Consider the following 13,629-nt stretch of genomic DNA (forward strand, 5'->3'; position numbering starts at 1 on the left):
ATGGGTCGTTTTTTTTTACGCAAATGGATACCAGCCTGCCAAAGCAAATCCTAAGAGAGCCACTACAACACAAAACACTACAACTGCCCAAATCAATGGACGATTTAAACTCTTTTGAGCCTTTCTGGCAAAAGCTATTTCAACTAAAGCGATAAAAATCAAAGCTACAATAATTTTAACAATCAACAGAGTTGGTTCTACTGACCAAGCTCTAATTGCCAACTTTATTCCTGTTCCAATGATAACCAAATAACCAACTCTTGTGATCATTTCGTAAACTTTAGTGTGTGTATTGGTGAATAAAGCCAATAGAATCATAATCGCCATAACGATCCATGTTATTAAATGAGTCCATAACCAAATCATATTCTCTCCTCCTAATGCATTCCATCATAGCATTAAGTTTAGAAAATAGTTGGAACTAATCCCCCGTCGACACGCAATGCTTCTCCTGAAAATGATGAAGCATCTGGACTAGCAACAAAAGCCGCAAAACGACCAATTTCTTCTGGTCTGATCAAACGTTGAATTTGTGAACGAGAACGATGATTCTTCATGAAATCTTTTTCCCACTTGTCTTTAGGCAAGTCGCTATCCTTATACATTTCATCCAACATCTTCTGAACCCCCTCAGTCAAGGTTGAACCAGGCATAATTGTATTTACCGTTACATGTGTATCAACCGTCAACATTGATAAACTCTTTGCCAAAGATAAATTCATTGACTTAGTCATACTGTATTGAGGCATCTCTCCTGATGGCATAACTGCTTCTTCACTAGCAATGAAGATAATTCTGCCAAAATCTTGCTCCAACATTTTAGGTAAGTAGAATTTGGCCAAAGCATTTCCGGCCAAGACATTTACTCTATAAAATTTTTCCCAAGTAGCATCATCAATATCAAAATAGTCCATTGGTTGGAAAATACCCATATTGTTAACCAAAATATCGATCATAGGAATTTCTTGAAATAATTTCTCACGGTCAGTTTCATTGGCTAAATCCGCCGCTATCCCTTGTGGTTGGGTTTTAGGAAAATTATTTTTAATTTCTGCCACAACTTCATCAACTTCGGGTTGCTTTCTGCCATTAATAATGACATTAGTTCCTTCCTTTGCCATTTCCATAGCAATTGCTTTACCAATTCCCTTAGTAGAACCAGTAATCAAAGCTTTTTTATTTGTTAAATGAAGATCCATAATGTTCCTCCGCTAAACTCTCTATCGTTTAATTTGTATTATTAATATAGAACGAAATGTTCTTTTTGCCTAGTACGCACTTTAAGGTCTGATAGGCACTTTTTAGTACCCGTTCCAAAAAAAATAAGCCCAAAGGCTTAATCAATTCTTACTCAAGTTTAATTATAATTAACGAGAATTTAAGCACATTTACGCTCTAAGCTAGTTTTCTTCTAGAATACTCTTTGCTATTTTTTCGGTTCGATCATCGAAGGCAACTAAAAAAGCTTCTGTATCTACTTGAGACTCTTGAATCGTCTTAATTGCAATCCAAATTGCTTCATATAAGGGGTATCCATATACACCCGTACTCAAAAAAGGCACAGCAATTGTCCATAAATGAAGTTCCTGAGTCAATAACATCACTGACTTATAGGCGCTGGTTAGCAAAGCTTCTTCACCCGAATGTCCATTAACGTATCTAGGACCGACTGCATGAATAACATAATCAGCATTCAAATTATAAGCTTTCGTATAGACAGCCGTTCCTGTAGGCGTACCCTTAAAAGCCAACATATCTTTTTTCAAATTAGATCCGGCTTTAGCGTTTAATGCACCATCAACTCCACCACCGGGAATCAAGGCACTATTGGCTGCATTGACTATACCGTCGACACGAAATGGTAAATTAGCTATATCTGCTTTGATAACTGTAACCTTAGACAATTTTTCTACCTCTTTAATACATATTTTTCAATTGCATATGAGACTCCATTCTCATTATTACTTTTAGTCACAAAATCAGCATGAACTTTAACATCGACTGGTGCATTATCCATAGCCACTCCGACTTTAGCCAAATCTAACATGGGTACATCGTTGAAATTATCCCCCAACGTCATGGTATTACCCAAACTTATTTGATAATAATCAGCCAATTCTCGCAAAGCATGTTCTTTTGATACTTTATCGGCAGTTATTTCCAAATAATTATCCTTCGATAAATAGAAAGAACTACCGACAATATTTGCACTCCGTAAATAATTCATTACTTGACTTATTTCTGACGGTTCGCCAATCAGAAGTAACTTATGAATTGGAATCTCAAGTTTATCCACCAATTGATTCAAATCAGTGACAATTGGTGTCATATTAGTAATATCTGCTTCAATCTTAACCCATTTGTCGAGATTTTCCACATACCAATCTGCTCCTGAATACAGATTAATTGAGATTTCAGGAAAGTTTTTCTGTAAAATTTGAAATATTTGCCTTACCTCTGACAAATTCAATCCATGACTCAAAATAGTCCTATAGTCACTACTTTGTATATTTTTTACCACCAAAGCACCGTTATAACAAACAATCGGATTGTCCATCACTCCTAATTCTTTAGCCAAAGTTAGCATCCCTCTAGGAGACCGAGCTGAAGCCAAAACGAATGGTATCTTGCGACGATTCAATTCGATAATATTCTTTTTCAAATCGCTATCAGCAACATTTTTATCATTCAAAATTGTTCCATCAATATCACTCAAAATCAGTTTTATATCAGCCATACTCCACCTCTAATTTCAGAATAACATCTCTTTACATTTTATTCGACCCAGAATTTTTACAATTATGAATGCTTATCTACAAAACAAATTTCTGGCTATGATAAAATTAATTTGATTGTATGGGAATATATATCATTCATAAATCTAAGAGAGGTGATTTTATGAATAGTTTGAATCCGTACGTCAATGTTTTGCAAAAAATTTCAGTCTACTGGGGATTAGCTACTTTAATTATGTTAGGAATCTTTTTATTTCTTTGGTTAAGAGAACCACGACGCTTAATCAACGGAATTACTTTTTCTATCTTTTTCTTTAGCTTCTTAGCTGAATTAGCGGTTCTAATATTCAGTACTGGTAATTTGCCATTCGTTGTCGTTATGGGAACGCTCTTCTTACTTATTATCGGTGTGATCTTTATCACCATGATTTCGATGTGGCTTCTACTACTATGGAATGCCTTTATCGTTTGGAAACGAGAGAGTCACACGTTATCTAATATGCTGACTTTGTTGTTGGGAATCTTTCTAGTTGTGCTCTGGTTTGCAAACATCTTCTTATCAGCTCACGCTAAATTCTTACCAGACTGGTTAAATGTTCTGATCTCTGGTCTGCCAATTGTTGGTGCTTACTTGATCTTATGTTCATATAATTTTTTGGTCAACGTTTTGCTCTATCAATTTTTCCCTAAACGCTATAAAGCCAATTATCTAATTGTTTTGGGAGCTGGATTAATCAATGGCGATACTGTTTCTCGCCTACTTGGTAACCGAATCGACTCTGCTATCAAATTTGCTAACAAACAAATGAAAAAGGGTCGACCGACTCCTAAAATTGTCTTCTCTGGTGGTCAAGGTAATGATGAAAAGTTATCTGAAGCTCAAGCCATGGCCAATTATGCTATTGATCATGGCTGGGATAAAGACCAAATCATTTTAGAAGATCAATCGAAGAATACTTTGCAGAATATGCAGTTTTCGAAAAAAGTCATTCAGGATGATTATGGCAGCAGTAAGGCATATATCAAATTTTTCAGCAATAATTATCACATTTTTAGGGCTGGACTTTATGCAAGAATGGCTGGTCTAGCAGCTAATGGCGTCGGTGCTCCAACTAGATTCTATTTCTTACCCAACGCCTTGATCCGTGAATTTGTCGCTATTCTGATTATGAACAAGAAACGTCATATTATTATGATTTCCATTATTGGATTCTTCGTTCTACTATCAATGTTAGTAACACTTTACGTTGATTTCAAAACTAAATAGAAAAAAGGTGTTCATATTCTCCTGCAAAATTGTAGTTGAGTATGAACACCTTTTTCAATTGATCACTTTTTAGTATAAACATTCAAATTTCGATTAAGATAGTTTTCAATCCAATCGTGACGTTTCTTTTCTCTTTCGGCCACAACGTCGACAACAGGTTTTACAGTGACCTCTCTTACATCATTCTGTGCCATAATAAATTCTCTCTTTTTGTTTTTATTTTAACAATTATATTTTTAAAATAAAAATTTATACACACGTGCAATACACAACGTCTATTACAATAGTCGCCCCATCACGATAGCTGTATATCCAGGTTCCTCAGTCTCATTACCAGTCTTAAAGAAACCATTTTTCAACCAGAAATGTTCACTCTGTTCATTGCCTTTAGCGTATGCTAATTCAACTTGCTTCAGACCTGATTCCTTCAAGGCTGACATGATATCACTAAAAATCTCTGTACCAATACCCTTCCCTTGATATTGGCTATCAACCATAAATAAACCGACCCAAGCCGTTATCTCATCTGGATACTTTGCAATTAAATCCAACATAGCAACTAACTTATCACCGTCAAAGAAACCAACATAATACTTATCGTCCTTTGTTTTATGAGGCGGTACGACAGTCATATCGTGACGAATAACTGGACGTGTAATCACAGGTGGGCAATATTTATAAAATGTAGGATTGCTTAAACTTAATTTGAGAATCTCCTCAGTGTCACTAGTCACTAACCGTCTAACTTTATATTCACTAGAAAAATCTGCTAAATCCATAATTCTTCCTCCACTTAAATCTTTTGAATCAAATAATCCCGTAATTTTTGATTATTTCCATTCTCTATTACGTAATTTAATACATCTTGCTTCTGCCAAATCGGTTTCAAAACTTCTTCATCTAACTTTTCCATTATATCAATCATATTTATAGATTCGGACCTTTTGATCTCAAGCAGTAACTTTGCATCCCATTGTTTTCGAAGTGCCTCGCCTTGTGGATAACCGGTATTCATTGGCCCATTGAATAACTTTGCCAGTGTATAACTTATATTCAACTCTCCAGCCCAGCCAAAATTCAATCCTAAGGGTAATGAAACACAATTGCCATAGTTTATTCGTCCAAACAAATAAGCGTCGCTAGGCGTTGGTAAATAGCCACTGATGACATTTGGCATCGTATTGCATGCTATATTCATTCCATTTCCAGAACTACAGCCTGTTATTACAAAATCAATGGCATCAGAATTAATTAATAATCCCACAAGTAAAGCTACCTGAACGTACGACAAAGTTTCCTCTTGTGGATAAACTCCGAAATTGATTACTTCATCGTCTTTTTCCACAGCTGACCTAGTTGAATCATACAAAAGTTGATTCTTTTTAATTTGACTACTGGCTTGGATCACCGCTATCTTCATAATATTTACCTCATCCTATCAATGAACTTTTTTGATCATGAATAGCTTAGCCTGTTGATAATTATAATATTGTTTTGAAAAGGCCAATAACTCACCATTAGCCAAATATGATTCATCTTGAATTAACAAACTTGGTGAACCAGCTGGCATCTCCATAAAATCACTAGCTTCATCTGGTAAAGGTTCACTCATAATTGTTTGATCAATAAAACCAATTTGTGTCTTACGACTTTGCTCAAAATACTTAAATAGTGATCCATACAAAGCTTCTTCGGGAATGCTATCAATCACTGATTGTAAATAATAAGACTGTTCCATCAAATAAGGTTTATCATCCAACAAGCGAAAACGACGAACTTCGATTAATTTATCATCATTCTGGAAGTGGTGTGTCTTTGGTAAAAAAGGTGCCTCCGATACAGGGATGATCTTTTCACTTGCAGTCTGGGTTGTCAATTTTCGACCGATTCGTTCCATCTCAGCTGACAATCCACCTTCATGTTCCAAAGCCACCGAATCTACAGTTTGTTGATGACGGACAAAAGTCCCCACTCCATGAACTTGATAGGTGTACCCCATAACACTCAACTGCTTTAACGCTTGGCGTAAAGTATAGCGGGTTACTTCGTAGCGTGACATCAAATTAGGTTCTGCTGGCAACTTTAAATCTTGGTCAACTAATTCACCAGATTGAATTTCAGTAATAATTTTCTTAACTAAAACATTCGTATCCATTTTTTTCGGCATTTCTAAACTTTCCTCCAAAACAAAAACGCATTCCATTATCAAGCGTTAGGAATACGTTTTCTAATCATTTATTATCATACCTCATTAAGAAAGGTCTGTACCATTTGTTTCGATCACTTTATGGAACCATTCAAAGGAATCTTTCTTAGAACGATTCAAAGTACCTTCACCGGCATCATTCTTATCTACATAGATCATACCGTAACGTTTATCCATTTGACCAGTTCCAGCTGAAACTAAATCAATAAAGCCCCATGGAGTGTAACCCATCAAGTTGACACCATCGACATCAACTGCCAAACGCATTTGTTCAATATGTTTTCTCAAATAATCGATACGATAATCATCATGGATCTTACCATCCTCAGTCACTTTATCAAAAGCTCCTAGTCCATTTTCCACAATGAACAATGGTAGATCATAACGATCACTGAACCAATTCAAAGCATATCTCAAACCAACCGGGTCAATTTCCCAACCCCAATCAGAACGTACTAAAGCTGGATTCTTAACTTCATGATTCTTTGTTGGTGTCATGTAGTCATCGGGTTCGTTCTTGTCGGCTTTAATAACGTGAGAAGCATAATAAGAGAAACCAATATAGTCAACAACACCCGCTTTGATAACATCCAAGTCAGCTAATGTGATATCCAAATTAAACTCTTTACGTTCAAAGTAACGTTTCAACCAGTTTGGATACTTACCCTTACACTGAACATCTGCAAACCAATAGTTAGCTTCCATCGCACGTTGAGCTTTCAAAACATCTTTAGGATCTGGTGAAGCTGGATAAGTTGGTCCCATAGCCAACATGCAACCAATTTCAAAATTAGGATTGATCTCGTGCCCAATTTGCACAGCCATTGCACTAGCAACTGACTCGTAGTGTCCAGCTTGATACATAACCTTTTCAGCATCCTCGCCTGGTTTTACTAAAATACCTGAATTAGTGAACAAGCCCCATTCATTCAAACCAGTTTGGTTGTTGATTTCATTGAAAGTCATCCAATATTTAACTTTATCTTTATAACGTTTGAAGACCACCTCAGCAAACTTTACAAAGAAGTCGATCATCTTACGACTACGCCAACCGCCATATTCTTTAACTAAATGATAAGGCATTTCAAAATGAGACAAAGTAATTACTGGTTCAATATTGTATTTAAGTAATTCATCAAAAAGATCATCGTAGAATTTCAATCCTGCTTCATTGGGTTCATCCTCATCACCATTAGGAAAAATCCTTGTCCAGGCAATACTAGTTCTGAAACATTTCAAGCCCAATTCAGAGAACAACTTAACGTCCTCTTTATAGTGACCATAAAAATCAATTGCTTCATGGTTAGGATAGTTTTTACCGGGAATAATTCCATCAGTAATTTCACGAGCCGTCTCGTTATCACCAGCTGTCATCACATCAGCAATACTGACACCTTTATTGCCAGCATCCCAGCCACCTTCTAGTTGATGAGCAGCCACGGCACCGCCCCATAAAAATCCTTTTGGAAATCCAGTCATAAATATATCCTCCTACGTTTTAAGTTTTCCACTCATTCGAACGAGTTAATAATATCAAAGATGTTATTTTTTGTAAACGTTTTCGGGTATTTAATATAAATAAATTTCCACAACAAAAAAACATCCCTCGATATGAGAGATGTTTTTTGATCCAAAACTGAAAATATAAATATTAACGTTTTGAGAATTGTGAAGCCTTACGGGCTTTCTTAAGACCTGGTTTCTTACGTTCCTTCATACGAGGGTCACGTGTTAAGAAGCCGGCCGACTTAAGTGTAGGTCTAAAATCAGGATCTACGTCAAGTAGGGCTCTAGCAATACCATGTCTAATTGCTCCAGCTTGTCCTGAGAAGCCTCCACCGTTAACGTTAGCAATAACGTCATAGCTTTCAGCTGTTTCAGTTACATCTAGAGGTTGTTTCATATCAGCAATCAAATTGTCAAAAGGAATGTAATCTTTGACATCACGTTTGTTGATAGTAATCTTTCCGTTTCCAGGAACTAAGCGTACACGAGCAACTGAATCCTTGCGACGACCTGTTCCGGCGTATGATACTTGTGCCAAATTCTTTTCCTCCTTAAATTAGTTTGTTGATATCCAACTTTTCTGGATTTTGTGCTTGGTGGTTGTGTTCTGAACCTGCATAAACATGCAACTTCTTGATTTCTAGACGACCAAGAGTGTTCTTAGGTAGCATACCGCGAACAGAATCTTCAATGAATCTGTCAGGCTTTTCAGCTTGTTTTTGACCGGCACTAATGCTCTTCAACCCACCTGGGTGATCTGAATGAGAATAGTAAATCTTATTCTTTGCTTTTCTACCTGTTAATCTAACTTTATCTGCATTGATGACAATAACATTATCACCTGTATCAACGTTAGGTGTGTAAGTAGGTTTGTTTTTACCTCTAAGAATAGAAGCAACAACAGATGAAAGTCTACCTAAGACAACATCTTCACCGTCAATTACATACCATTTACGTTCAACTTCACTTGCTTTTGCTAATGGTGTTGTACGCACTTTAAATTCCTCCAGTTTCTACGTCTGTTTGACAACTCAATAAGTTTCCGGGGCTTATCGTGGGGCAAACAATACCAGCTACAATGATACTTTGATTCTCACATTAAGTCAATATTTATCCACAGATTTTTTAATAAAAAACCTCTTTCAAATATAGACCACTAGCTTGCGCTGTCCCTCTAGCTTCCTGGCGATCCTTTACTTCATATAAACGTAAAAAGTCATGAACATCTCTGCGACCGTTACCAATCTCTAACAGAGTTGCCACGAGAATTCTAACCATATTGTATAAGAATCCATTACCTGTAAACTCAAAAACTAATTCATTGTTCTCTTTATTATACTCAACTGTAGCCGAATAGATAGTTCTAACTTTATTTTCGATCACACCACCAGCGGCTGCAAAGCTAGTAAAATCGTGTTCTCCAATTAAATCTTTAATTGCAATTTTTATTTTATCGACATCCAAAGGATAAGGATAGTGACCCGTGTAAAAACGTTTGAATGGATCAGTATAATGTCCTAAATCCACACGATACATATAAGTCTTCTTTTTAACATTAAACCGGGCATGAAAGTTTTCATCAACAATCTCAGATTTTTTGACCAACACATCCAAGGGCATCAACGTATTAATGGCTCGCATCATACTGTCAGCCGGAATAAATCTTGGATAATCAAAATGAACAACCTGTGCCAAAGCGTGAACTCCAGCATCAGTTCTACCCGAAGCGAAGACTTTGATTTCTTCTCCATTAGCAATTCTTGAAATGGCTTTTTCAAGTACACCTTCAACCGTTCTTAATTGCTTTTGTTTTTGAAAACCATGAAACTTAGTTCCATCATAAGCGATGGTTAATTTGTATCTTATTGTCATAAATTAATAACTCCGAATAAATAATAATATGATGGTTACAGCTAACATAACCAAAACTGTGATATTATCACGCCTGCTCCACTTTAATACACGATACTTACTGCGACCTTCGCCATCTTTGTAACCACGCGATTCCATAGCAATTGCTAGATCATAAGCAATTGAAAAACTGCTGACGAAAAGCGGGATCAGTATTGGCACAAATGATTTGATACGTTTAATCAAACCACCTTCACCAAAATCCACTCCACGAGCTCTCTGTGCATCCATGATCTTAGTCGTTTCATCAACCAATAGCGGCACGAATCTTAAGGCAATCGACAACATTAAAGCTACTTGAGTAACCGGAAAATTCACTTTCTTTAATGGTTTCAGAATGCTCTCGATTGAATCGGAAATTTCGATTGGTGTCGTTGTTAAAGTCAATAGTGTTGAGATGAAAATAATCAATACGAATCTTACAAAGATATAACTGGCAATAACCATACCTTCTTTGGATAAGGTCAAAAAGCCCCAATGCCAAATTGGGTGTGTACTAGGTGTAAAGAACAATTGCAGTAAAACTGTGAATAAGATCAGCCAGAATATCGGCCGCAGTCCCTTTATAAAGAAACCAAAGTTGATTTTGGATAAATAGACAGCAAATAAAACAAACGCCATGAGAAATACATATGATGCCACATTATTGGCTAAAAAGACTATACCAACAAAATAGAATGTTAATAAAAATTTACCACGCGGATCTAACTGATAGATCAATGAATCCCCGGGTAAATATCGTCCCATAATTAATTTATTCATTTAATCACCATTTACCTGTTGTTTTATTTCTGCACTCAATTCATCAATTGTAATAGGTAATTTATCAAATTGGAAATATTTTTGTGCCAATGATTGTGCAAACTGAGCACTTTGAGGCAAAGTTAGTAAATCATTCTCCAATAATTCTTGATTATTGAATACATCACTTGGCAATCCACTAGCTACTAGTTTTCCCTGACTCATAACGGCCATTTCATCTGCATAATTAGCTACATCATCCATATTATGCGTGATCAAAATAATCGTTCTACCTTTTGACTGCAAATTTTTAAACAGATCCATAATTTCATGTCGACCAACTGGATCTAATCCTGCCGTTGGTTCATCCAAAATAATCGTTTCAGGATTACTAGCCAAAACGCCAGCAATCGCTACACGTCGCATTTGTCCACCAGATAAATCAAATGGTGACTTCTGTAAATAATCTTTACTTAAACCAACTAATTCAATCATTTCATGAGCTGCATCTTTAGCTTCAGATTCACTGAAACCAAAATTCATTGGCCCAAACATGATATCTTTTTCCACAGTCTCTTCAAATAGCTGACTTTCTGGAAATTGAAAAACCATACCGACCTTTTTACGCAATGGTTTGAGATTCTTATTATTAGTTTCAGATGTAATAATACGATCACCAACAGTAAGCTTTCCTGAAGTGGGTTTTAAAAGTGCATTAATATGGCGTACTAGAGTAGATTTACCACTACCAGTTTGACCAACAATAGCGGTAAACTTTTTGTCATCTATTTTCAGAGAAACATCATCTAAACCAAGATTTGCTATAGGACTATTAGCATCATAAGAATGTGTTACATGTTCGAACGTAATTTCCATAATTGCTTCATTAGCTCCTCTTCATTTAGATAACCCTCAGGCAATTCTAACGAATCCCTTAGTGTTGACATTAATTCATCAGAAAATGGTTCCTCAAGGCCAAATTTGCTTAAATTAGTTCCTATATTATAAATGTTCTTAGGTATATCGTCTCGTACAATCTGTCCATCATTTAAGACAACAATCCTCTGTGATAATTCCGTTTCCGAAATATCATGTGTGATTGAAATAATCGTTAGATCCTGTTGTTGACGTAAATTCTGAATTAAATTCAAAACCGTCCTACGTCCTTCAGGATCCAACATACTAGTCGATTCATCCATAATAATAATTCTTGGCTTAGTAGCTAAGACACCCGCAATAGCCACTCGCTGCTTCTGTCCACCAGAAAGTGTCTGTGGATCACGTTTTTTAAAATCGTGCATGCCAACTAATTCTAAGGCATGATCTACTTCTTTGACCATTTGCTCTCTCGGCATACCTTGATTTTCCAAACCAAAAGCAACATCATCTTCAACTGTTGCTCCAACAAATTGATGGTCTGGGTTTTGAAAGACGATTCCAATCTTAGTTCTAACTTCCCAAATATTCTCCTCGTTGATTTCTTGCCCATCGATTTCGACCGTACCAGAGTCAGCATCAATTAAACCATCGATCAATTTAGTCAGTGTTGATTTACCACTACCATTTTTACCAACGATTGATAACCACTCGTTTTTATAGATATCCACAGTTAAATTATTAATTGCAGGTTTCTTAGAATCGGGATAAGTATAATTTAAGTTTTTAATTGAAATGATTTTTTCCAAAGTTATCTCCTTGAACCGTATTACATATATAATAACTAACTTCAATAATCAAGAAAACAAAAAAGGGCAAAAAAAAATCATTCGACAAGTTAGTGTCCCCGATTAAAGGGATCTCAGAGATAGACTTGGTTGCTAACAACCATCATCTTAACACTCACTAACTTATCAGAATGACTGATTTTTTAATGATTAATAAACAATTATTATTAAACTAGTTCAATAATAACCATTGGAGCTGCGTCTCCACGACGTGGAGTTGTCTTCAAAATACGTGTGTATCCACCATTACGTTCTTTGTAACGAGGTGCAATATCACTGAATAATTTTTGAAGAGCTGATTGAACAACAACTGCATCATCTTCTTCTGAAATGTTAGCAACTTCGTTTCTAACATAAGCAGCAGCTTGACGACGAGCATGTAAATCGCCGCGTTTACCTAAGGTTATCATTTTTTCTGTTGTACGACTGATTTCTTTTGCACGTGTTTCAGTTGTAACAATATGTTCATTAATGATTAAATCAGTAGTTAAATCGCGTAACATTGCTTTTCTTTGAGAACTGTTACGTCCTAATTTACGGTAGCCCATGTCTATACCTCCTGTTTGAATTTGATATGATTAGTCTTCTTGCTTTAATGATAATCCAAGATCAGCAAGCTTTTCTTTAACCTCAACAAGTGATTTACGTCCAAGATTACGGACACGCATCATATCTGCTTCGGATTTTTCAGTAAGCTCTTGCACAGTATTAATACCGGCACGCTTCAAACAATTATATGAACGAACTGACAAGTCAAGTTCTTCAATAGTCATTTCAAGTTTCTTCTCTTTTTGAGTTTCCTCTTTTTCGATCATCATGTCAGCACTCTTAGCTTCTTCAGTAAGATTTACAAAACTTGTTAAATGTTCTGTAAGAATCTTAGCTGACAAACTAATAGCTTCGCGTGGTCCAATTGAACCATTTGTCCAGATATCGATTGTTAATTTGTCGAAGTCGTTTCTCTTACCCACACGAGTGTTTTCAACTTGATAGTTGACCTTTTCTACGGGTGTAAAAATTGAGTCAACTGGAAGAACACCGATAGGTGTTTCGTCCGTCTTATTTTGTTCTGCAGGAGTATATCCACGACCATTAATAACTGTCATTTGCATGTGGAAGTGTCCACCCTCAGCAACAGTACAAATAAATTGTTCTGGATCGAGGATTTCCAAGTCATCATCAGCCTTGATATCATTTGCTGTGACAGTAGCTGGACCAACAACGTCGATTTCAGCCTTTAAACTGTCATCAGCATATGACTTAAGCTTTAATTTCTTCACGTTTAACACAATTTGTGTAACGTCTTCAATTACGCCATCAACAGCTGAAAATTCATGCAATACACCATCTATTTGAATATCAGATACCGCTGTACCAGGTAATGATGCTAATAAAACTCTACGTAATGAATTACCTAAAGTTGTACCATAACCTCTTTCAAGCGGTTCGATAATATATTTGCCATAGTCTTTACTTTCTTCAACAGAAGTAATGGTTGGCTTTTCAAATTCGATCATTCGGTTAGTTCCCCTTTCAAAA

General features: G+C 36.1%; 18 protein-coding genes. 1 reads left to right on the forward strand and 17 read right to left on the reverse strand.

The genetic code is table 11. The features are described from left to right. Window positions 1–15 precede the first annotated feature (15 nt). The 4 genes from FC97_RS06100 to FC97_RS06115 all read right to left on the reverse strand — a co-directional run bounded on the left by FC97_RS06100 (window position 16) and on the right by FC97_RS06115 (window position 2,737). The gene (locus tag FC97_RS06100) at window positions 16–366 is read right to left on the reverse strand and encodes a DUF1516 family protein (RefSeq protein ID WP_054642462.1); all 351 of its coding nucleotides are present in this window, start codon (window positions 364–366) and stop codon (window positions 16–18) included. Between the two features lie 38 nt (window positions 367–404). Further along, window positions 405–1,199, reverse strand: a complete 795-nt coding sequence (locus FC97_RS06105; RefSeq protein ID WP_054642461.1) for an SDR family NAD(P)-dependent oxidoreductase — start codon at window positions 1,197–1,199, stop codon at window positions 405–407. A gap of 201 nt (window positions 1,200–1,400) precedes the next feature. Then, window positions 1,401–1,904 carry a macro domain-containing protein gene (locus FC97_RS06110; protein ID WP_054642460.1) on the reverse strand — a complete coding sequence of 168 codons (504 nt, stop codon included), beginning with the start codon at window positions 1,902–1,904 and terminating at the stop codon, window positions 1,401–1,403. A gap of 5 nt (window positions 1,905–1,909) precedes the next feature. After that, on the reverse strand, window positions 1,910–2,737 hold the full coding sequence (locus FC97_RS06115; RefSeq protein ID WP_054642459.1) for a Cof-type HAD-IIB family hydrolase: 828 nt from the start codon (window positions 2,735–2,737) through the stop codon (window positions 1,910–1,912). 161 nt (window positions 2,738–2,898) lie between these two features. Here FC97_RS06115 and FC97_RS06120 point away from each other — a divergent pair, with 161 nt between their 5' ends. Then, window positions 2,899–4,002, forward strand: coding sequence for a YdcF family protein (locus FC97_RS06120; RefSeq protein ID WP_054642458.1), 1,104 nt, complete (start codon window positions 2,899–2,901; stop codon window positions 4,000–4,002). A 62-nt stretch (window positions 4,003–4,064) separates the two neighbouring features. Here the strand turns inward: FC97_RS06120 and FC97_RS13775 are convergent, their stop codons facing one another. The 13 genes from FC97_RS13775 to FC97_RS06180 all read right to left on the reverse strand — a co-directional run bounded on the left by FC97_RS13775 (window position 4,065) and on the right by FC97_RS06180 (window position 13,607). Next, window positions 4,065–4,196 (reverse strand): hypothetical protein, encoded by a 132-nt coding sequence (locus tag FC97_RS13775; protein ID WP_256970467.1) that lies wholly within the window; start codon window positions 4,194–4,196, stop codon window positions 4,065–4,067. A gap of 84 nt (window positions 4,197–4,280) precedes the next feature. After that, a complete protein-coding gene (locus FC97_RS06125; protein ID WP_054642457.1) occupies window positions 4,281–4,781 on the reverse strand; it encodes a GNAT family N-acetyltransferase in 501 nt (166 codons plus the stop codon). A gap of 14 nt (window positions 4,782–4,795) precedes the next feature. Continuing rightward, window positions 4,796–5,422 carry an RpiB/LacA/LacB family sugar-phosphate isomerase gene (locus FC97_RS06130; protein WP_054642456.1) on the reverse strand — a complete coding sequence of 209 codons (627 nt, stop codon included), beginning with the start codon at window positions 5,420–5,422 and terminating at the stop codon, window positions 4,796–4,798. Window positions 5,423–5,440: 18 nt separating this feature from the next. Continuing rightward, a complete protein-coding gene (locus FC97_RS06135) occupies window positions 5,441–6,169 on the reverse strand; it encodes a GntR family transcriptional regulator (RefSeq protein ID WP_234030762.1) in 729 nt (242 codons plus the stop codon). 84 nt (window positions 6,170–6,253) lie between these two features. Further along, the gene (locus FC97_RS06140) at window positions 6,254–7,687 is read right to left on the reverse strand and encodes a 6-phospho-beta-glucosidase (RefSeq protein ID WP_056967937.1); all 1,434 of its coding nucleotides are present in this window, start codon (window positions 7,685–7,687) and stop codon (window positions 6,254–6,256) included. Between the two features lie 172 nt (window positions 7,688–7,859). Continuing rightward, window positions 7,860–8,252 (reverse strand): 30S ribosomal protein S9, encoded by a 393-nt coding sequence (gene rpsI / locus FC97_RS06145; RefSeq protein ID WP_025084437.1) that lies wholly within the window; start codon window positions 8,250–8,252, stop codon window positions 7,860–7,862. A 13-nt stretch (window positions 8,253–8,265) separates the two neighbouring features. After that, window positions 8,266–8,709: a 50S ribosomal protein L13 gene (rplM, locus tag FC97_RS06150; protein WP_025084436.1), complete on the reverse strand. Its 444-nt coding sequence runs from the start codon at window positions 8,707–8,709 to the stop codon at window positions 8,266–8,268. Between the two features lie 130 nt (window positions 8,710–8,839). Beyond that, window positions 8,840–9,586 carry a tRNA pseudouridine(38-40) synthase TruA gene (gene truA / locus FC97_RS06155; protein WP_054642455.1) on the reverse strand — a complete coding sequence of 249 codons (747 nt, stop codon included), beginning with the start codon at window positions 9,584–9,586 and terminating at the stop codon, window positions 8,840–8,842. Between the two features lie 3 nt (window positions 9,587–9,589). Continuing rightward, complete coding sequence (locus FC97_RS06160) at window positions 9,590–10,387, reverse strand: energy-coupling factor transporter transmembrane component T family protein (RefSeq protein WP_056967939.1); 798 nt, start codon at window positions 10,385–10,387, stop codon at window positions 9,590–9,592. Then, complete coding sequence (locus FC97_RS06165) at window positions 10,388–11,242, reverse strand: energy-coupling factor ABC transporter ATP-binding protein (RefSeq protein ID WP_054642454.1); 855 nt, start codon at window positions 11,240–11,242, stop codon at window positions 10,388–10,390. Then, window positions 11,218–12,051 carry an energy-coupling factor transporter ATPase gene (locus tag FC97_RS06170; RefSeq protein ID WP_054642453.1) on the reverse strand — a complete coding sequence of 278 codons (834 nt, stop codon included), beginning with the start codon at window positions 12,049–12,051 and terminating at the stop codon, window positions 11,218–11,220. The genes FC97_RS06165 and FC97_RS06170 overlap by 25 nt, the downstream gene beginning before the upstream one ends. A gap of 206 nt (window positions 12,052–12,257) precedes the next feature. Then, a complete protein-coding gene (gene rplQ / locus FC97_RS06175; RefSeq protein ID WP_025084431.1) occupies window positions 12,258–12,638 on the reverse strand; it encodes a 50S ribosomal protein L17 in 381 nt (126 codons plus the stop codon). 30 nt (window positions 12,639–12,668) lie between these two features. After that, window positions 12,669–13,607, reverse strand: a complete 939-nt coding sequence (locus FC97_RS06180) for a DNA-directed RNA polymerase subunit alpha (RefSeq protein ID WP_054642452.1) — start codon at window positions 13,605–13,607, stop codon at window positions 12,669–12,671. Window positions 13,608–13,629 lie beyond the last annotated feature (22 nt).

This window comes from Companilactobacillus kimchii DSM 13961 = JCM 10707, assembly GCF_001435445.1.
GTDB classification, from domain to species: Bacteria; Bacillota; Bacilli; order Lactobacillales; family Lactobacillaceae; genus Companilactobacillus; species Companilactobacillus kimchii.

Excerpts from the sequence above, each read along its gene's own strand:
- FC97_RS06100 (WP_054642462.1), bottom strand. The coding sequence starts at position 366 with ATGATTTGGTTATGGACTCATTTAATAACATGGATCGTTATGGCGATT.
- FC97_RS13775 (WP_256970467.1), bottom strand. The coding sequence starts at position 4,196 with ATGGCACAGAATGATGTAAGAGAGGTCACTGTAAAACCTGTTGTCGAC.
- rplQ (WP_025084431.1), bottom strand. The coding sequence starts at position 12,638 with ATGGGCTACCGTAAATTAGGACGTAACAGTTCTCAAAGAAAAGCAATG.
- FC97_RS06160 (WP_056967939.1), bottom strand. The coding sequence starts at position 10,387 with ATGAATAAATTAATTATGGGACGATATTTACCCGGGGATTCATTGATC.
- FC97_RS06130 (WP_054642456.1), bottom strand. The coding sequence starts at position 5,422 with ATGAAGATAGCGGTGATCCAAGCCAGTAGTCAAATTAAAAAGAATCAA.
- FC97_RS06165 (WP_054642454.1), bottom strand. The coding sequence starts at position 11,242 with ATGGAAATTACGTTCGAACATGTAACACATTCTTATGATGCTAATAGT.
- FC97_RS06180 (WP_054642452.1), bottom strand. The coding sequence starts at position 13,607 with ATGATCGAATTTGAAAAGCCAACCATTACTTCTGTTGAAGAAAGTAAA.
- FC97_RS06120 (WP_054642458.1), top strand. The coding sequence starts at position 2,899 with ATGAATAGTTTGAATCCGTACGTCAATGTTTTGCAAAAAATTTCAGTC.
- FC97_RS06105 (WP_054642461.1), bottom strand. The coding sequence starts at position 1,199 with ATGGATCTTCATTTAACAAATAAAAAAGCTTTGATTACTGGTTCTACT.
- FC97_RS06125 (WP_054642457.1), bottom strand. The coding sequence starts at position 4,781 with ATGGATTTAGCAGATTTTTCTAGTGAATATAAAGTTAGACGGTTAGTG.
- FC97_RS06135 (WP_234030762.1), bottom strand. The coding sequence starts at position 6,169 with ATGCCGAAAAAAATGGATACGAATGTTTTAGTTAAGAAAATTATTACT.
- FC97_RS06115 (WP_054642459.1), bottom strand. The coding sequence starts at position 2,737 with ATGGCTGATATAAAACTGATTTTGAGTGATATTGATGGAACAATTTTG.
- FC97_RS06140 (WP_056967937.1), bottom strand. The coding sequence starts at position 7,687 with ATGACTGGATTTCCAAAAGGATTTTTATGGGGCGGTGCCGTGGCTGCT.
- truA (WP_054642455.1), bottom strand. The coding sequence starts at position 9,586 with ATGACAATAAGATACAAATTAACCATCGCTTATGATGGAACTAAGTTT.